This window comes from Streptomyces sp. cmx-18-6 (assembly GCF_046548915.1).
In the GTDB taxonomy this organism is placed as follows: domain Bacteria; phylum Actinomycetota; class Actinomycetes; order Streptomycetales; family Streptomycetaceae; genus Streptomyces.
Genome location: NZ_JAEBEP010000001.1, coordinates 1,085,275 through 1,104,755, shown reverse-complemented (window position 1 = coordinate 1,104,755; position 19,481 = coordinate 1,085,275). Strand labels below are relative to the sequence as shown.

Annotated in this window: 9 protein-coding genes; 4 read left to right on the top strand and 5 right to left on the bottom strand. The window is 74.1% G+C overall.

The features are described 5' to 3' along the window. From ACLJPL_RS04920 to ACLJPL_RS04905, 4 genes are all read left to right on the top strand, one after another. Entirely contained in the window at positions 1-903 is a 903-nt protein-coding gene (locus ACLJPL_RS04920; RefSeq protein WP_411079390.1) for a TylF/MycF/NovP-related O-methyltransferase, read from the top strand. A 277-nt stretch (positions 904-1,180) separates the two neighbouring features. Next, a complete protein-coding gene (locus ACLJPL_RS04915) occupies positions 1,181-4,690 on the top strand; it encodes a CDP-glycerol glycerophosphotransferase family protein (RefSeq protein ID WP_411079389.1) in 3,510 nt (1,169 codons plus the stop codon). Beyond that, complete coding sequence (locus tag ACLJPL_RS04910; protein ID WP_411079388.1) at positions 4,687-7,644, top strand: CDP-glycerol glycerophosphotransferase family protein; 2,958 nt, start codon at positions 4,687-4,689, stop codon at positions 7,642-7,644. Before ACLJPL_RS04915 ends, ACLJPL_RS04910 begins: the two co-directional genes overlap by 4 nt. Continuing rightward, positions 7,641-8,783 carry a glycosyltransferase gene (locus tag ACLJPL_RS04905; protein ID WP_411079387.1) on the top strand — a complete coding sequence of 381 codons (1,143 nt, stop codon included), beginning with the start codon at positions 7,641-7,643 and terminating at the stop codon, positions 8,781-8,783. Before ACLJPL_RS04910 ends, ACLJPL_RS04905 begins: the two co-directional genes overlap by 4 nt. Positions 8,784-8,835: 52 nt before the next feature. Here the strand turns inward: ACLJPL_RS04905 and ACLJPL_RS04900 are convergent, their stop codons facing one another. From ACLJPL_RS04900 to ACLJPL_RS04880, 5 genes are all read right to left on the bottom strand, one after another. Next, complete coding sequence (locus ACLJPL_RS04900) at positions 8,836-11,049, bottom strand: CDP-glycerol glycerophosphotransferase family protein (RefSeq protein WP_411079386.1); 2,214 nt, start codon at positions 11,047-11,049, stop codon at positions 8,836-8,838. Positions 11,050-11,253: 204 nt separating this feature from the next. After that, on the bottom strand, positions 11,254-12,132 hold the full coding sequence (locus ACLJPL_RS04895) for a carbohydrate ABC transporter permease (protein WP_411079385.1): 879 nt from the start codon (positions 12,130-12,132) through the stop codon (positions 11,254-11,256). Continuing rightward, positions 12,129-13,415, bottom strand: a complete 1,287-nt coding sequence (locus tag ACLJPL_RS04890; protein WP_411079384.1) for a carbohydrate ABC transporter permease — start codon at positions 13,413-13,415, stop codon at positions 12,129-12,131. Before ACLJPL_RS04890 ends, ACLJPL_RS04895 begins: the two co-directional genes overlap by 4 nt. Positions 13,416-13,521: 106 nt before the next feature. Next, a complete protein-coding gene (locus ACLJPL_RS04885) occupies positions 13,522-14,889 on the bottom strand; it encodes an ABC transporter substrate-binding protein (RefSeq protein ID WP_411079383.1) in 1,368 nt (455 codons plus the stop codon). A 217-nt stretch (positions 14,890-15,106) separates the two neighbouring features. Continuing rightward, a complete protein-coding gene (locus tag ACLJPL_RS04880; protein WP_411079382.1) occupies positions 15,107-19,237 on the bottom strand; it encodes an FHA domain-containing protein in 4,131 nt (1,376 codons plus the stop codon). Between the last annotated feature and the right edge of the window lie 244 nt (positions 19,238-19,481).

Below are 19,481 nucleotides of genomic sequence, written 5' to 3'. Positions count from 1 at the left end.
ATGCGCCACAATCCGCGCGTACTGTCCCGGGGCATGGCTTGGCGCAACGCCGTCAACGGCGTCCTTCAGCAGCTCACCGGATACCAGCTCAGGCGCGTGACGGTGCCCGCCGCTCGCACGGCCCCGGCCGATCCCCCTCCCGCCCCCGCGTCCACCCCCGTGGTCACGGAGGCGCCGGACCCGAAGCCGCAGCCCACGGCGAAGAAGCCCCCGGCGAAGAAGTCCCCGGCGTTCCCCGAGGACTACGACGACGAGGCGAAGGACATCATCCGGGCGGTCAAGCCGTACTCGATGACCTCGCCCGAGCGGCTCAACGCCTTCATCCTCGCCACCCGGTACATCGCCCGGCACGACATCCCCGGCGACATCGTCGAGTGCGGGGTCTGGCGCGGCGGCTCCATGCAGGCTTGCGCCAAGACCCTGCTCTCCGTGGGGGAGACCGAGCGCGAGCTCTATCTCTTCGACACGTACGAGGGCATGACCCCGCCCACCGCCGAGGACCTGCGCCGCGACGGCCGCCCGGCGCAGGAGCTGCTGGACGCCCAGGGCAGGGACCGGCCGATCTGGGCGGTCGCCTCGCTGGAGGACGTACAGGCGGGCTTCGAGAACGTGCCGTACCCGAAGGAACGCGTCCACTACGTGCAGGGGCGGGTCGAGGACACGGTCCCCGCGCGGGCCCCCGAGCAGATCGCGATCCTGCGGCTGGACACCGACTGGTACGCCTCCACCAAGCACGAGCTGGAGCACCTGTACTCCCGGCTGGTGAGCGGCGGCGTTCTGCTGATCGACGACTACGGCTACTGGCAGGGCTCGCGGCAGGCCGTCGACGAGTTCCTCGACAAGACCGGCGAGCGGCTGTTGCTGCTGCGCATGGACGAGGGCCGGATCGCCGTCAAGCCCTGACGTAGGCCCCACGGCAGCAGCGAGCCCCGTGCCCCTCCGGTACGGGGCTCGTTCGCGTCACGGGCGCGCCCCCTGACGCCTCACTCCGCCCCCCGTGTCACTCGAATGGCTGTCCTCGGGTGACCGGGCCCTGTGGCGCGGGTTGTTAACCCGTAGTCCTTTACGTCAAGTGACGTCCTTCGACGTTCCTTGACGTCCCTTGGCCCCCCGGCCCCGGCTCCCCGGCCCCCGAGGGGCGTCCCCCGATGTCGTCCGCCCGGAAGGATCGTGCGCTGCGATGGCACCCCGTCTCACCGTCGTCGTCCCCCTCTACAACGTCGAGGAGTACCTCGGTGCCTGCTTGACCTCGCTCGCCGAGCAGACCATGCCCGACCTGGAGGTCGTCCTCGTCGACGACGGCTCCACGGACGACGGGCCCGCCCTGGCCCAGGAGTTCGCGGACACAGACCCCCGCTTCCGGCTGATCCGGCAGGACAACGCCGGGCTCGGCGCGGCCCGCAACGCCGGGGTCCGCGAGGCCCACCCGGAGGCGGAGTTCCTCACGTTCGTCGACAGCGACGACGTCGTGCCGCCCGGCGCGTACGCCCGCATGCTCGCCGAACTCGACGCCTCCGGCTCGGACTTCGCGACCGGCAATGTGCTGCGGCTGCGGGCGAACGGGGCGCTGGAGCAGTCCCCGATGTTCCGCAAGCCGATGGAGAAGGCCCGCCCGGCCACCCACGTCACCCGGGACTGGCTCCTGCTCGGCGACCGCATCGCCTGCAACAAGGTGTTCCGCCGCACCTTCTGGGACGAGCACGCCTTCGCCTTTCCGACCGGCGTGCTGTACGAGGACATCGCCGTCGTCCTGCCCGCCCACTTCCTGGCCCGCTCGGTCGACGTCGTCGAGGAGCCCGTCTACCACTGGCGCGACCGGGACGGCTCGATCACCACCCGGCGGGCCGTGCCCCGGGGCATCCGCGACCGGGTCGCCGCCGTCACCGCCGTCAGCCGCTTCCTCGCGGCCCGGGAGGGGATGGCCGAGGCCAAGCGGCGTTACGACGCGCACGCGCTCTCCGGCGACCTGTGGCTGTTCATCGAGGCCCTGCCGGGCGGCGACGAGGAGTTCCACGAAGCCTTCCTCGACCACGCGGGAGCCTTCGCCGCCACCGTCGAACCCGCCGTCCTCGCCGGTCTGCCCCTGGACCTGCGGGTCAAGTGGCAGCTCATCCGGGAGCGCCGGATCGCCGAACTCCTCGACCTGCTCGCCGAGGAGAAGGGCGCGCGGAACGGCCGGGACGCCTTCCACGTACGCGGGTTGGTCCGTCCTCGCGCCCAGCACCCCGCCGTACAGGGCCCGTTGCCGTCCGCCACCACCGCGCTCACCCCCGAGGACCTCCCCGTGCACGCCCACCTCACCGAGGCCGTGTGGCGGGACGGGCTGCTGCGGCTGACCGGGTACGCGTATGTGCGCAACGCCCCGGGCGGGCCGCCCCGGTTCGGCTGGCTGCGGTCCGGGAAGCGGCTGGTCCCGCTGCGCCTGCGCCCCACCGGGGGCGACGAGGCCACCGCCCGCTCCGGCCGTTCCCTGCACCGTTACGCCCGCGCCGGGTTCGAGGCCGTCGTGGACCCGCGCACCCTCGCCGGCAGAAGCGCGGGCAAGGGCGCGCGTACGACCTGGAAGCTGGAGGCCGTCCTGTTCGGCGCGGGGCGGCTGCGGCGGGGCCCGATGCGGCTGACCGGCACCCCGGCCCCGCCCGTCGTGACGTACACCGACGAGCGGACCCGGGTCGTCCCCGTCCTGGCCGGCAACAAGCTGGAGCTGCGCGCCGAACGCGTCGCCGCCGTCCTCACCGGCCAGTCGGCCGTCTCCGCGACCCCCGAGGCCGGTGCGTCCCTGCGCCTGGAGGTGAAGGTCCTCGACGGCGACGGGCCCGTCGCGCTGCGGCTGACCGAGTGGCGCAGCAAAGAGACCCGGGAGTTCGCCCTGCGCGGCTCGGCCGGGTCCCGGGCCGCCGACATCCCGCTCAGCTCGTTCCGGGGAGAGGACGATGTCTGGGGCGTCCAACTGGTGGGCGGCAGAGGGCGGGTGACCGTCGCCGCCCGGCCCGACGCCCCGGACGGGCGCTATCCGCTGCCCGGCGGCCGTGAGCTGTTCGCGGCCCCCAACCCGTCCGGCGACCTCGTCCTCACCGACCGGCCCGTGCAGCCCGTCGTCACCACCGCGGAGTGGGCCGAGGGCGGGGGACTCGTCCTCGAAGGGGCCTTCCCGGAGCCCTCCGGGACCCTCGGCGAACTCGTGCTGCGGCACAGCGGCCACCATGAAGAGGCCGTCATCGGCGTCGAGTCGGAGCAGGACGGCAGCTTCCGGGCCGCCTTCCGGCCCGCCGCCGTCGACGGGCCGGGCGGGCCGCTGCCGCTCGCCGAGGGGCGCTGGTACCTCTTCTTCCGCGAGCCGGGGGAGCGCGACCCCGACGCGTACCGGCCCCTGCGGACGGCCACCCCGCTCCACGCCGGCCTGCCCCGTCAACAGGGCGCGGACGGGCGGCCCTTCACCCTCCAGCGGCGTCACCACGACCGGCTCGTCCTGGAGTCGGGCAGCGCCCTGCCGGTCACCGAGCAGGGCCCGTACGGGCAGCGGATCCAGCGCGAACGGTACGCCGGACTGCGCACCGCCCCCCGTGACCACCTGCGCCCGGCCGCCCTCTACTCCAGCTTCGACGGCCGCCAGTACTCCGACTCGCCCCGCGCGATCCACGGCGAACTGGCTTCCCGAGCACCGGACATCGAGCATCTGTGGGTGGTCCGCGACCAGCAGGCGGCCGTGCCCGAAGGGGCCCGCGCCATCGCCCTGCACAGCGCCGAGTGGCACGAGGCGCTGGCCCGCAGCCGCTGGGTCGTCACCAACACCCACCTGCCCGACTGGTTCGAGCGCGCCGAGGGCCAGTGCGTCGTCCAGACCTGGCACGGCACCCCGCTCAAGCGCATCGGCCGCGACCTCGCGGGCACCCCGCACGCGGACGCCGCGTACATGGCCTCCATGGAGCGCAGGTCCGCGCAGTGGAGCCTGCTCGTCTCCCCGAACAGCTTCTCCACCCCCGTCCTGCGCCGCGCCTTCGGCTATGTGGGCGAGGTCCTGGAGAGCGGCTACCCGCGCAACGACCTGCTGTACGCGCCCGACCGGGCGAAGGTCGCCGCCGCCGTACGGGAGCGGCTCGCGATCCCCGAGGGGCGGCGCGTCATCCTGTACGCCCCCACCTGGCGCGAGGACCAGCCCCGGCGGAGCGGACGGTACGGGCTCGACCTCCACCTCGACCTGGACCGGGCCCGCGAGGCCCTCGGCGACGACCATGTGCTCCTGGTGCGCCGCCACTACCTCGTCGGCGGCAGCGTCCCCGACACCGACTTCGTACGGGACGTCTCGCGCCACCCGGACGTCGCTGAACTGCTGCTGATCAGCGACTGCCTGGTCACCGACTACTCCTCGATCATGTTCGACTTCGCGCAGACCGGCCGCCCGATGCTCTTCCACACCTACGACCTGGCGCACTACCGCGACACCCTGCGCGGCTTCTGCTTCGACTTCGAGCACCGCGCCCCCGGCCCCCTGATCCCCGCATCGGCGGGGATCGTGGCCGCCCTGCGCGACCCGGAGGCGGCCGTGGCCGGGCACCGGGAGGCGTACGAGCGGTTCCGGGAGGCGTTCTGCGATCTCGACGACGGGAGCGCGGCCGCGCACGTCGTCGACCGGATGCTGGCCGACCGGACGCCGGGGGACGGCTCCGGGCCGGAGGGGGAGCGGGCATGAGCGACTTCAGCTGTGTGATCACCCGGGGCGGGGAGGGCGAGGGCACGGGCGGGCCCGACGCCCTGCGCGCCTCCGTCGAGTCCGTCCTCGGCCAGTCGCTGCGCGCCGCCGAGGCCGTCGTCGTCCTGGCCGCCGACGCCGACACGGCCACCCGCACCGCCGCCCGCGCCCTGGCCGAGCGCGCCCCGGACCGGGTCCGCGTCGTCCACGCCGACCCGGCCGCCCGCACCACCGGAGCCCTGCGCAACGCGGGCCTCGACGCGGCGAGGGGCCGGTACGTCCTGGTGCTCACCGCCGGCGAACGCCTCCAGCGCCACGCGTGCCGCAACCTGTGGCAGGCGGGCGAGCGCAGCCGCGCCGATCTGGTCGCCGGGCGGTGGAGCCGGGTCGTGGGCGAGGGCGGCAAGGAGCAGGAGCCGCCGTGGCAGGAGGAGCTGTACGCCCGCTCCCGCACCGTCTCCGATCTCGCCGAGGCCCCCCGACTCCTCGTCCACGACGCGCTGGTGACCGGCTTCTGCCTGCGCCGGGAGGCCGTACTGCGGCACGGGCTGCGGTACGAGGAGGGCCTCGCCCACAGCGAGATCGCGTTCGGGCCGCTCGCCGCCGACGCGGTGGGCCGGATCGCCCTGGTGCGCCGGCTGATCGTGACCGGCCGGGCCGTACCCGACCGGGCCCGCGACCTCACCGCCCTGGCCGAGGCCCATCGCCGGGTCGCCGGCCTCGCCGCCGCGCACGGGCTGGCCGAGGAGCGGGAGCGGGCGTTCGTCCGCGACCACCTGGTGCCGCTCGCCCGCTCCTTCCCCCGGCTGCCCGCCGCCCGCCGGGCCCGGGTCGCCGCAGCCGCCGCCCGCGCGCTGACCGCCCCCGCACCGGCGTCCGCACCCGTGTCCACCCCGGCACCGGCGTCCACCCCCACACCGGCGTCCGCACCCGTGTCCGTACCGGCGGCCCCCGTGCCGGAGCTGTCGCCGCTGGAGCGGGTCGCGGCCACTGTCCTGGCCCGGGGCGACGCGGAGGACGTCCTGACGGCGGCGTACGCGCTGAGCCGGCCCGCCACCGTCTGCGCCCCGCTCGTCACGGGCGAGGACGGGCGGGTGCGCTGGGGCGGCGGGGGCGACGCGGCGGTCGACGTCACCGAACTCGGCCACCAGTACCGCGTGTTCGGTGAGGCCCGGCTCATGAACCGGCTCACCCGCTGCACCGCCGAGGACGGCCGGCTGCTCCTGGAGGGCCGCCTCGTGCTGCCCCCGCACAGCGGCCCCGACGCCGGCACGCCCCTCACCGCCACCCTGGAGTTCCGGGCCCGGGAGGGGGCGCGCGCCGTCGTGTTCCCGGTGGCGGAAGTCCGGCACGACGGGACCGGGATCACGTGGGGGGCGCGCGCCGACGTCGCACGCCTCCTGCGCCCCCTCGGCGTCCGCGACACGGCGTGGGACGCGCGGCTGATCGTGGAGGCGGGCGGAGTGCGGTCCGTCAGCGACCTGTTCGGCCCGCAGGACCTGGTGGAGGGGGCGGTCCGGTTCGCCGCCCGGCCCCGGCTCGGGCGGCTCGCCGGGGACGCCTGGGAGCCCTACATCACCCTCAAGGACCACCTGGCCCTCCGTCTCACCGCCCGCCGCCGCCCGGCCCGGGCTGCCCGCCGCCTGGTGCGGTACGCCACCCGCTTCCGCCCCGCCCGCAAGGTGAAGCGCCTCGTCCGCACCCTGCGCAAGCGCCTGGACCGCTACCGCTCCCGGGGCTTCAAGGCGTCGACGTACAACACCTGGCTCACCCGGCTCCCCGTGCGCCGCGGCTCCGTCGTCTTCGAGAGCCACATGGGCCGCTGCTACGGCGACAGCCCGCGCGCCCTCCACGAGGAGATCCGCCGCCAGGGGCTGGGGCTCCGCTCCACCTGGTCCTACGAGACCTCGCCCAAGGGCTTCCCGGCCGACGCCCGCCTCGTACGCCGCTGGTCCTGGCGGTACCTGTGGGCGCTGGCCCGCGCCGAGTACTGGGTCGACAACCAGGGCTTCCCGCAGCACCTGCGCAAGCCCGCCCGCACCACCTACCTCCAGACCTGGCACGGTTCCGCGTACAAGCGCATGGGCTTCGACGAGATCCGCGTACGGATGCAGAACGCGCCGCAGCGCGAACGCCTCGAGCAGGCGGTGCGGCGCTTCGACCACTTCCTCGTCCGCTCCGAGCACGACGTGGCCACCCTCGCCCGGGCCTACCGGCTGCCCGAGGAGCGGCTGCTGCGCACCGGCTATCCGCGCAACGACGCCCTGATCGCCGCGCGCGCCCGCAGCGAGAGCGATGGCCGGCTGCCGCGTCCTTCGCCGGCCGGGGAACTGGGGCTGAGCGACCACAAGAAGGTGGTCCTGTACGCGCCGACGTTCCGGGGCGGCCTGGCGGGCGGGAAGCAGACGCGACGCCGACTGCTGCTGGACGTACGGGAGTTCGCGGAGCGGTTCGGCGACACGCACACCCTGCTCGTCCGGGCGCACTACCTGGAGGCCGCCCGGCTCCCCGTGTGTCCGCCCGGCACGGTGATCGACGTGTCACGCCACCACGACGTCAGCGAACTCCTGGCTCTCACGGATGTGTTGGTGACCGACTACTCCTCCATCATGTTCGACTTCGCACTGCTCGACCGGCCCGTCATCCTGTTCGCGCCCGACCTCGACACGTACACGGCCGAGCGCGGCAGCTACTTCGACCTGCGCGAGAAGGCTCCGGGTCCGGTGACCGCCACGCAGGAGGAACTCTTTGCGGAACTGGCCGAGTTGAAGGAGTCCGACGGCCGCCATGCCCCCGAACGGGCGGCCTTCGCGGCGGAGTTCGGCTCCTACGACCGGGGGGACGCGGCCCGGCAGACCGTTGCCGCGGTGTTCTCCGCCCATGAAGCCGGGCGACCCGGCGCCCGGCCCGGCGCCCGCCGCACCACCGACCAGCGACGGGGGGCCGGCCGATGAGCCGTGACATCTTCATCGTCTCCAACAGCACCGACGAACTCGGCGGCGTCACCGGCTGGATGCACCAGACCGCGCGCCTCTTCACCGAGCAGGGCCACCGGGTCCACGCCATCGGCATCCACGCCTCCGACCGGAAGATGGCCCTGCCCGCGGACCCCGGATACCCCGTCACCGCCCTCTACCCGGCCCACCCGCCGACCCCCTGGACGCCCCACGGCATCCGGGACCGCTTCCGCGTCCCGACCCGGCGGCGGGAGGCGGCCCGGGTCGCGGAGAAGCGGCGGGCCGTCGCGCGGCTCACGGAACTGTTCGCCGCCGCCCGCCCCGGCGCGATCGTCGTCGTCACCCAGGTCTGGGCGATGGAGTGGGTCGGGGAGGCCGACACAGACGGCCTGCGGGTCATCGGGATGAGCCACGAGTCCTACGACTACTCCCGCGCGAGCCACCGCTACCGCTGGATCAAGAACCACTACCAGGACATCGACCACTGGCTCGTCCTCACCGAGGAGGACGCCGACCGGTGGGCGGGCGACGGCATGAACAACGTCGGCTTCCTGCCCAACGCCCTCGCCCGCCTGCCCCACGTGCCCTCCCCGCGCACCGCCCGGACCGTGGCGAGCATCGGCCGCCTCACCGACCAGAAGGGCGTCGACCTGCTTCTCGACGCCTGGGCCCTTCTCGCCCCCCGACGCCCCGACTGGCGACTGCGCGTGTACGGGGCGGGCGAGGACGAAGCCGCGCTCAGGGTGCGGTGCACCGGGCTCGGGCTCGACGGGTCCGTGGAGTGGATGGGCCGCACGGACGACGTGGAGGCGGCCCTCGCGGACGCCTCCGTCTTCGTCCAGTCGTCCCGGGGCGAGGGCTTCCCGCTGGCGCTCCTGGAGGCGATGGCGAGCGGGTTGCCGTGCGCCGCCTTCGACTGCGCGCCCGGCGTCCGCGAGATCGTCCGGGACGGCGAGGACGGGCTCCTCGCCCCCGCCGGGGACGTCGCCGCCCTCGCGGACCGGCTGCTGCGGCTGACCGGCAACCCCCGGCTGCGCGACGCGCTGGGCGACCGGGCGCGCTCCGGCGTCCAGCGGTTCTCCGAGCCGGAGACCCTGCGGCGCTGGGAGGAGCTGTTCGCGTTCCTGGAGAGGTGAGGCGGGCCGGGCTCTCCCGGGGTGGGCCCGGCCTTCCCCGGGCGGGCCCGCCTCAGCCGCCCGCCCGGGCCCCCGCCGGGTTCTGCCGTACGGGCGCGGGCATCGCGAGGGAGGAGGCCGGCAGCACGTCCGTCTCCCCGAGGAAGACCCGCCGCACCACGCGCTCGGCGGCGTGCCCGTCGTCGTACGGGCAGAACCGCGCCCGGAACGCGGCGCGCAGCTCCGCCGAACGGGAGCCGCGCCAGTGGTCCGTGGCGAAGATGTCGAACAGCTCGTCCTGGCCGCGGGCGACGACGCCGGGCGGGAAGGCCGTGATGTCGAAGTAGGTGCCCCGGGCCGCTTCGTACGCCTCGATGTCGCCGAGGTGCAGCACCACCGGGCGGTCCAGGTTGACGTAGTCGAACATCAGCGACGAGTAGTCCGTGATCAACGCGTCCGAGGCGAGCGCCAGCGCCTCCGGAGAGGGATGGCCGGTGACGTCGATGATGCCGGGGTGCGCCCCCGTACGCGCACGTCCGCCGCTCCGGGCGACGGCGCGGTCCAGGATCACGAAGTGCGGCCCCAGGACCCGGATCAGCCGCTCCAGGTCCAGGGCGGGCCGCTGGACGCGCCGGTAGTCGCGGTGCGTGGGTGCGTGGAGCAGGGCCGTGCTGCCCGCCGGGATGCCGAGGGTCTCGCGGAGCCGGGCCACGTCGGCGGAGGTGGCGCGGTGGTAGACGTCGGTGCGCGGGGAGCCGTACTCCAGGGTCGTGTACGCGGACGGGTAGGCCCGCTCCCGTACGAGGGTGGAGTGCGGGTTGGCGGAGAGGGAGAAGTCCCACGTGTCGACGGTGCGGAGCAGCTGCTCGAAGTCGGTGTCGCGGGCCGCGGCCGGCCGGTCCAGGAGGTCGGCGCCCTCGGTCCTGAGCGGGGTGCCCCGGTGGGTCTGGACCAGGATCTGGCCGCGCCGCTTCACCAGCCGCCGGTCGAAGTCGGCGTTGTTCACGAGGTACGTGGAGCGGGCGAGGGCGCTCCAGTACGCGAAGGTGCCGGGTGCGAGGGGCCGGGTGCCGGTCGGCACGGTGTGGGCGTCGACCGGACGGCAGATCCACCCGGTCCGCAGCCCCGGGACCAGCTCGCGGGCCTTCGCCTCGATCGCGGCCGGGCTGCACGCGTACCCCCCGCCGCCGTGGGCCGCGAACACGGCGTGCGCCGGGCGCAGCGGCAGCCGCAGCTGGAGGCGGTAGTGCGCGTGGAGCGCGGCCCCCCGCACCGCCCGGCGCAGGGCCGCCGTGCCCCGGCGCAGCCCCTTGCCCAGGCGTCGGCTCGCGGCCAGGGCCCGGTAGGTGCGCCGCGCGCCCACCCGCATCAGGCCGTGCCGGAGCCGCGCGGAGCGGGGGGCCGGGGCTCCGGGGGTGCGGTAGCGGCGGCAGGCGGCGGTGGCCCGGCGGAAGAACGCGGGGCGGCTGGGGAGCGGCAGCCGGTCGGGGGAGGCGTAGACGGCCGAGAAGTGGTCCAGCATCCGGCGGAACAACACCGGCCGCCACGCCGCGAGTTCGGGGCGGGCGTCGACGAACGCGAAGACCCGGTCGTACTGGTCGAAGATGTCGAAGTGCTTCTCGCTGGTGGTGGAGAGGATGTTGCCGCGCCGCCGCTGCCGGTAGGAGACGCAGACCGCGTCCAGGACCGCGATCGACCCGGCGGACATCAGCACCGGGTAGGTCCAGGGGGTGTCCTCGTAGTAGCCGGGCGGGAAGGCGAACCCCTCGGCCTCGACGAACGCGCGGCGGTAGGTCTTGTTCCAGACGACCATGAGGAGTTCGAGCAGTTCGGGGCGGTCGGCCAGCCGGAAGGCGGCGGGGCCCCGCTCGTTCAGCCGGTCCGCCAGGACGTTGCGCACGCTCCGGCCCGTCAGATAGGTCCGGGCGTAGTCGTACATCAGGACGTCGGGGTCGCCGGTCGCCCCGAGCCGGTCCGCGATGGTCTGGAGTGCTTCGGGGAGGAGGGTGTCGTCGCCGTCCAGGAAGATCAGGTAGTCGCCGGACGCCCGTTCCATCCCGGCGTTGCGGGCCGGGCCGAGGCCCGCGTTGCGGGGCAGGTGGAGGGCGGTGACGCGGGGGTCCCGGCGGGCGTACTCGTCGGCGATCGGGCCGCAGGCGTCCGGGGAGCAGTCGTCGACCACGATGATCTCGCAGTCCTTGAACGACTGGCTCAGCACGGAGTCCAGACACGCGTGCAGATACGCCTGGACCCGGAATGCGGGCACGATGACACTGAACCGGGGCACTACACATCCATGGGTCGTTCGCGGGGACGCAGGTGGCCCGCAAACGTCGGATGGAATGACAGGGTTACGCCGGGCGCGGCATTCGGGTGAGATACACGGCGAAGCGACCCCGTTCCAGGGAGCGGGGCCGCCTCTCGTTGACGTACGAGTGTGAGTGCCGTCGTACGTGTGTGCGCGTTGTCGTGCGTGAGGGTGGGGCGGGGGCTACTTCACCGCCCCCGCCATGACCCCGGAGACGAACTGCCGCTGGAAGGCGAAGAACACCGCCAGCGGGATCACCATCGACACGAACGCGCCGGGCGCGAGGACGTCGATGTTGTTGCCGAACTGGCGCACCTGCTGCTGGAGCGCCACGGTGATCGGCGGCGAGTCGGAACCCGCGAAGATCAGCGCCACCAGCATGTCGTTCCACACCCACAGGAACTGGAAGATCCCCAGCGAGGCGATCGCCGGACCGCCCAGCGGCATCACGACCCGGGTGAAGAGGCGGATCTCGCCCGCCCCGTCGAGCCGGGCCGCCTCCAGTAGTTCGCGCGGGATCTCCGCGAAGAAGTTCCGCAGCAGGAAGATCGCGAACGGCAGCCCGAAGGCCGTGTGGAACAGGACCACCCCGAGCGTCGTCTCGAAGATCCCGATGGTGCCGAAGAGTTCGGAGACCGGGATCAGGGCGACCTGCACGGGGACCACCAACAGCCCGACGACCAGCAGGAACCACCAGTCGCGGCCGGGGAAGTCCATCCAGGCGAAGGCGTATCCGGCGAGCGAGCCGATCACCACCACCAGCACGGTGGACGGAACGGTGATCATGATGGTGCTGACGAGCGACCCGGTGATCGTCGAATTGTCCAGCAGCCGCTGGTAGTTGTCGAAGGTCAGCTCGGATGGGGCGGTGAAGATCTTCCACCAGCCGGTCGCGGCGATGTCCTCGGGCCCGCGCAGCGAGGAGAGGAACAGGCCGATCGTCGGCATGATCCAGAACAGGGCGACCAGGATCAGGAAGACCCGCATCACCCCGCCGCCGAGGCGCGCCGCGATCCGGGCGCCGAGGGACTGCTCGGGCTTGAGTCGCGTGGGCGTGCTCATCGTCGTCCCTCCTTCCGCATCCGGCGAATATTGAAGAGCATCACCGGCAACACCAGCAGCAGCAGGAGCACCGCGATGGCGCTGCCGATGCCCAGGTCGGCGTCCGTGCCGAACGAGGACCGGTACAGCTGGAGGGCCAGGACGTTGGCGTCGTCCTGGCTGGAGCCCGGCGCGATGATGAAGACCAGGTCGAAGACCTTCAGTACGTTGATCATCAGCGTGACCAGCACCACCGCGAGGACCGGAGCCAGCATCGGCACGGTGATCCGGCGGAACACCTGCCACTCGTTCGCGCCGTCCACCCGGGCGGCCTCCAGGAGTTCACGCGGCAGCCCGGCCAGCCCGGCCGCGATCAGCACCATCGCGAACCCGGCCCACATCCACACGTAACTCCCGATGATCCCGGGCGTCACGAGGGACGGGCCGAGCCAGTCGACGCCGTTGTAGGGCTCGCGGAAGTTGTCGGCGGGCAGGCGCAGTTGGGCCCCGTCCGCCGAAGCGGGCAGGGTGAACACCCCGTCGGCCCCGGCCGTCGCCGCGGCGACGACCTTCCCGTCCTTGACCGCCTCCACCTTGAGGCCCTTCAGGCCCAGCTCCTCGGGGTCGACGACATTGGGTTTCCCGCCGCCGCCCCGGGTGAAGTCCAGCCAGGCCGTGCCGGTGATCCCGTCCCCGGACGCCGGCGGGGCCGCCTTCGCGGGGCGGGCGTCGCCGGGCATCTTGGCCGGGGCCACGCCGACCAGCGGCGCCCGCACGGATTCCCCGGCCCGTAGCGGCTCCTTGGAGACGTACGAACCGCCCTCGCCCTTCTCCAGCGGATGCACGGGCAGCGGGCGCGCCTTGGGGAAGCCGGACGACTCGCTGAACGTGTCGTGCACGCCCACCGCGACGGCGTTGGCCACCCCGCGCTCCGGAGCCTGGTCGTAGACCAGCCGGAAGATGATGCCCGCCGCCAGCATCGAGATCGCCATCGGCATGAAGACGATCAGCTTGAACGCCGTGCCCCAGCGGATCCGCTCGGTCAGCACCGCGAAGATCAGGCCCAGCGCGGTGGCGACGGTCGGGGCGAACACCACCCAGATCGCGTTGTTCTTCACCGCGGTGAGGATCGTGTCGTCGGTGAACAGCGCCTTGTAGTTGTCGATCCCGGCGAAGCCCGTACCGGCCTGGTCGAAGAACGACCGGTAGAGGGAGTAGCCGATCGGGTAGAGCACCAGCGCGCCGAGCAGCACCAGCGCGGGCAGCAGGAACGCCGCCGCGATGACCCTGCGGGTGCCGGTCACGCTCTTGGCGGTCCTTTGCGGCGCCGGGTCCGGGGCCGCTGCGGGCGGATTCGGGTCGGCGGGAGGCGCCGCACCGGCGCCTCCCGCGTTCGTGGTCGCCACCGCGTCAGCCCTTGTACGCCTTGGCGGCTTCGGACTCCAGCTTCCGCTGGGCCCCCGCGATGTCCTTCGGGTTCTTCAGGAAGTCCTGGAGGATCTTCCACTCACCCTTCCCGGGCGTCCCGCCGAACGACTGCGGGGCCTGGTCCGACATGTCGAAGCGGACGTCGTCACCGGCGGCGATCAGCGCCTCGGCCATCGTGCGCTGCACGTCATTGGGGTACGCGGCCGTGTCCAGGTTCTTGTTCGGCGAGATGAACCCGCCGGCCTCGGCCCAGATCTTCGCCGCGTCCGCCGAGGCCAGCCAGGTCAGCAGCGCCTGCGCGCCCTTGCTGTCCTTCAGCGCCACGGCGGCGTCGCCGCCCGTCACCACGGGGGAGTCCGCGCCGACCGCCGGGAACGGGAAGACCTTGGCGTCCGTACCGATCTTCGCCTTGGTCTGCGCGATGTTGATGGAGACGAAGTCGCCCTCGAAGACCATCGCGCCCTTGGGCTGGTCGCCGCCCGTGAACGTCTGGGTCACCGACGTCGGGAACTCCGTCTGGAGCGCCCCGTCCGCGCCGCCCGCGATCAGCTCCGGCTTGCCGAACAGCTCGGCCAGCGTGGTCAGCGCGTCCTTGACGGACGGGTCGGTCCACGGGATCTCATGCTTGGCCAGCTGGTCGTACTTCTCCGGGCCCGCCTGGGAGAGGTAGACGTTCTCGAACCAGTCGGTGAGCGTCCAGCCGTCCGCGCCCGCCACCGAGACCGGGGTGACGCCGGAGGCGGAGATGGTCTCGGCGGTGGAGATGAAGTCCTTCCAGGTCTTCGGCTCGGCCGCGCCCGCGTTGTCGAAGGCCGCCGCGTTGTACCAGATCAGGGACTTGTTGGCGGCCTTGAAGTACACGCCGTACTGGGTGCCGTCCACCGCCCCGAGGTCCTGCCAGACCTTGGCGTAGTTCTTGGTCAGCTGGGCCTTCGCCGCGTCGCCGACCGGCTTGGCCCACTTCTTGGCGACCGCCTGCTGGATCGCGCCGACCTGCGGGATCATCGCGACGTCCGGGGGCTCGCCGCCCGCGATCTTCGTACCGAGGAAGTTGACGATCGGGTCCTGGGCCGGGACGAAGGTGACCTTCGCGCCCGTACGTTTCTCGAACTCGCCCAGCACCTTGGTGAAGTTGGCCTGCTCGGGTCCTGTCCAGACCGCGGCTACGGAGACCTTCTCCCCGTCCAGCTTCGGCAGGGTGACGCCGGAGGCGCTGTCCGTGCCCGTGCCCTTGCCCGAACCGTCGCCCGGCTTCTTCGAACCGCCGCCGTCCCCGCAGCCGGTCAGCGCCAGAGCGCCGACCGCCGTGAAGACGAGTGCGGCCCTGCGTATGGAAAGGGTTGTGCGCATTCTTCCTGCCCCGTTTCTTCCGTACGCGCCCCCCGGTCACGTCCTCGTAACCCGGGCTGCGTCGTCCGTTCGCACAGTCCTACGCCCGGTATCCGGACACCGCAATACCATCGTCGGTCCCAACAGGGTGATTGTGATGGGCTCGTGACGTCGCGTCAGTCGATACGGAGGGATGTGGCGGCATGAGGTGAGGGACGGCCGGGCAGGGGCAGGAGTGTCAGCTCGGGAACGGGATCAGCGGGGGCAGGCGTTCGGCGTTCACCGAGCGGGCCGCGCGCTCCAGGGCGCTGGCGAGCAGTGCCAGGTCGGTCGGCCCGTTGCCCAGCTCGCGGACCGGACGCCGGGTCGGCGGATCGCCCATCCGCTCCCACTCCAGCGGTACGACGGTGGGCCGCAGCGTCGCCGTACGCGGAATGCGGCCCGTGACCCGGCCGCCCTGGAACGGGGTCACCCGGCCGTCCGGGTGGCCCAACCGGCCCCGGCCCGGGGCCGGTTCGTCCGGGGAGGGCGGCAGGACCGGGGCGTCGAGGACGATCCGCAGCCTCGCCCCCCGGGCCAGGTCGGTGTCCTCGGTGCGGTCGGGGCGGGCCGAGGTGGCGACCAGATGGATGCCGAGCCGTCCGCCGTCCCGGGCCACGGCCTCCAGCGCCCGCACCACGGAACCGGCGGCGGGGCGGCCGGGGCTGCCGAGTCCCGGGGCGACCAGCGCGTCGAAGTCGTCGGCGAGCACGACGAGGCGGGGCAGCGGGGACGGGCCCGGGTCCGTGGCCCGCGCGGTGACCGGGCGCAGCCGCAGGGTGCCGCTGGCCGGGGAGTCCAGGTCGCCCCGGTGCTCGGCGCCGCTCGGTGGGCGCTGGCCCACGATGCGCCGGGACTCCTCCTGCTGGGCGTGTTCCTCGGGCTGGGCGTGCCGGGCGTGCCAGGCGGTGAAGTCCAGCGGGCCGAGGAGCTCGGCGCGGCGCTTCAGCTCACCGCCCAGGGCCTGCGCGAACTCCCGCATGCGGACCGGGTCGGAGGCCACGAGGTGCGTGAAGACGTGCGGCAGCTCCGTACAGGGGAGCAGTCCTGGTGCTGAGCTGTCGCGCTCCTCGGGCTTCCCGCCGTGGCCGTCGACCAGCAGGATGCCGAGCCGGTCGGGCCGGGCGGCGGAGGCCAGCGAGGCGGCGATGGCCCGTAGCAGCTCGGTGCGCCCGCTGCCCGCGGGCCCTTCGATGAGCAGGTGGGGCCCCTCGTCGGCGAGATCGACGCTGAGCGCGCCCCGGGGCCCGGCCCCGAGGACGAGCACCGGCCGCCCGGCGTGCACGCCCTGCGGCACGGGCCCCGCCGCCCGGGCCTCCCCGCCCTGCGGGCCGATCCGGGGGGCGGTGCGGGCGGGGTACGGGGTGCGGTCGGGGTCCCGGGCGTCCGTCCCGGGGGGCGGCGTGCGGTCTCCCATGGCGGGGTACGGGGTGCGGTCTCCCGTGCCGGGGTACGGGGTGCGGTCCGAGTCCCGGCCTCCCATGGCCGGGTACGGGGTGCGGTCGGGGTCCCGGGCGTCCGTCCCCGGGTACGGCGTGCGGTCTCCCGTGCCGGGGTACGGCGTGCGGTCGGAGTCCCGGCCTCCCATGGCCGGGTACGGGGTGCGGTCAGGGTCCCGGGCGTCCGTCCCCGGATACGGCGTGCGGTCCGCGTGCGCGGGGTCCTGGTTGTGGTGGCGCTGGGGGCCGACGCGTGGGCCCGTGCTGAGGGTGCGGCCCGAGCCGGGGGCGTCCAGGTCCGCCCGGGGCGGGGGAGCGGCGGCGGGGCGGGGCGTCGAAGCGCCCGGCTGCTCCTCCGCCGTGGAGGCCCAGCGGGCCATCAGCGACGCCGGGGTCGCGCGGGCCAGGCCCAGCTCGTCCAGCAGCCGGGCGGAGGGCGGCAGCGCGGCCGTCGTGGGGCGGCCCGCCAACGCGGCCGACCCCTCGTCCCGCAGCGGTGCCAGCGCCCGCCCGAACCGCTCGGCCCAGGCCGCCGACACCGCGTCCACCGCGGCCACCGTGCCGTGGCCCGCCGCCTGGCCGCCCGCCGTACGCAGCAGCCGCAACGCCGTCGCCACATCGCCGCTGAGCATCGCGACCGCCCCGCACTCGCGGAAGGCGATGGAGGCCCGGCAGGCGGCGTCGTACGTCGCGGCGACCGGGGAGGTGGGAGAGGCGGCCGGGGTCTCGGCCAGGCAGATCAGATGGATTCCGGCGGCCGCGCCCGCACCGGCCAGCCGGGCCGTCGTCTCGCGCAGCGCCGCCGTGCCCGGGTCGCCGTCCAGGACGACCACCGTGTGCGGGCCCGTGTGCGCGCGGGACGCCTCGGCCACCTCGGTCCGGTCCAGGTTCGGCCAGCCGGGACCGAGCGGCCCCTCGTCGAGGCGGCGGACCAGCTCGGCCGTCCGGGCGGCCGCCTGCTCACGGTCGTACGCCAGGAGGAGCCGGCAGTCCTGCCCGTGCATCGGGCGCAGATGCGGCAGCCACCCCAGCCAGGACCACTCGCGCCGCCGCTCATCCAGCGAGCGGGAGCGGTCCGTGCTGATGAGCACGATCTCCAGGTCGAACGGGGAATGCAGCGCGGCGAGCTGCGCCACCGTCGCACGGGCCACCCCCGCCAGCCGGGCGCGCGGCCCGGCGAGCCCCAGCGAACCGGCCTCCCGCAGCCCCACCGTCACCGGCACCGAGGGCACATCGGCCCGGTCGGTCGTCCCGAGCCGCACCACCAGCGCCTCCGGGTGCCCGTCGTGGCGCTCCCACAGCCGGGGCCCCGGCCCCAGCGCGGTCAGCAGCACCGCCGCCGGGTCCGGCCAGGTGCCCTCGGGCGCGGACGGCACGGCGGAGAAGGGGGAGAGGGGCGACGCGGGCGACGCGAGGTGTCCGGACTCGCCGGACTCGCCGGAGGTCTCGTACGGATCCGAGGAGGTGTACGTATCGGATGAGGTGTACGAGCTCGATGAGGCGTACGCACCGGATGAGGCGTACGGGCCGGAGGGCGAGCCGTACGTGCCCGGCGCGGCGGGGGAGCGACCGGAGGGGGTGGCCCCCGGCTCCTCCCACCGTTCGTCCTGCCACCGGCCGTCCTCCCACCCTTCGTCCTGCCCCCGGCCGTCCCCCCACCGTTCGCCCTGCCTCCGGTCGGCCTGCCCCTGGGCCTGCCCCGGCCGCTCCGCTCCCCGTGCCTGGTCGTTCCTGCTGCCGCTGCCGCTGCCGCTGCCGCTGCCGCTGCCGCTGCCACCGCTGCCGCCCTTGAGCCGCCGGGCCCACGCGCCTATGCCTCCGCGCCGGGGCGTCCCGCCCGCGCCGGACGGCTCGCGGCTGTCCGGATCCGCCGCGCCGGACGACTCCCCGCCGCCGTGGGTCCGGTGGTGGTGCGCGGGCGCGTCCGGAGCGCCGTGGGCGGGATCCGGCCTGCCGCTTTCGTGGCCGATGGGCCCGGTGGGACCCGAGCGGGAGACGTAGGGCGGGTAGCCGTACCCCTGACCTGGGCCGGAACCGGAACTGGAGCCGGAACCGGAGTCGTACCCGGACCTGGAGTCGGAGCCGTACCCGGAACCGGAGTCATACCCGGAGCCGGAACCGGAGCCGTCGCCGTGCCGGCCGGAATGCTCGGCCCGGTGGGCGGGAGCGGCGGCCGGGGCGGGGAAGGGCGTGCCGGTGCGGTGGTCGGCGGGGTGGTGACCCGGGGCGTGCGCGTCCGGGTCGACGCGGCTCACCCGGAGGTGGCCCTCGCCGTCCGGGGCCGTGGGCAGCGTCGCCGTACGCGAGCCGGCCGTGAGCCGGAGGGCCGATTCGCCGAGCCGCAGCAGCGCGCCGGGAGGGAAGCGGACCGGCCGGTCGCGGACCTCCGTACCGTCCAGGGACGTGCCGTTCGTCGAGCCGAGGTCCGCGACCGAGACCCGGCCGTCATCGGTGACCGTCACCGCGCAGTGCAGCCGCGACACGTCCGGGTCGTCCAGCGGGACGTCCGCCTCGGCGGAGCGGCCGATCCGGACCTGTCCGCCGTGCAGCAGATGGACCCCGCCCGCGTCCGGCCCGGAGACCACGTGCAGCTGCGCCGGAACGACGTCGTCCGTCGCCTCGTCGTCGCCGGGGACCTGGAGCGAGAGCACCGCCCCGTCCACCAGTGGCGGCTCACCGAGGGCTGTGCGCTGGGCGTCCAGCCGCTCCCGCCCGGCGAAGAGCACCACCGCCCCGCCGCCCTGGGAGCCCTCCGGCCCCGAGACGGCCTGGGCCAGACCGGAGGCGACGGCGGCCAGCGCCGTGCCCGCGGGAGCGGTGACGAGCACATCGCAGGCGCGCGCCGGGGTCTGGCCGCTGCGCGGCGCGAGGACGGTCAGCCGGATCTGCATCGCCGTCGGCGGTCCCTTCTGCGCGGGGTGCCCGGCAGGGGAAACGCCCTGTGATTCCCCCCACCCGGCACGGACAGGTCGTCCGTACAGGTCGTCACGGACCCCGGGCTCCCGACCCGTCAGATCCGTCCTTGGAGGCATCCTCGCACCTGCCACTGACAACACGCCCGGCGGTCACCTTTAAATGATCTTGAATGGTCGGCTGTGGGCGCAAAAGTGCCTGCTTGCGTCCGGTTCCCGCCGT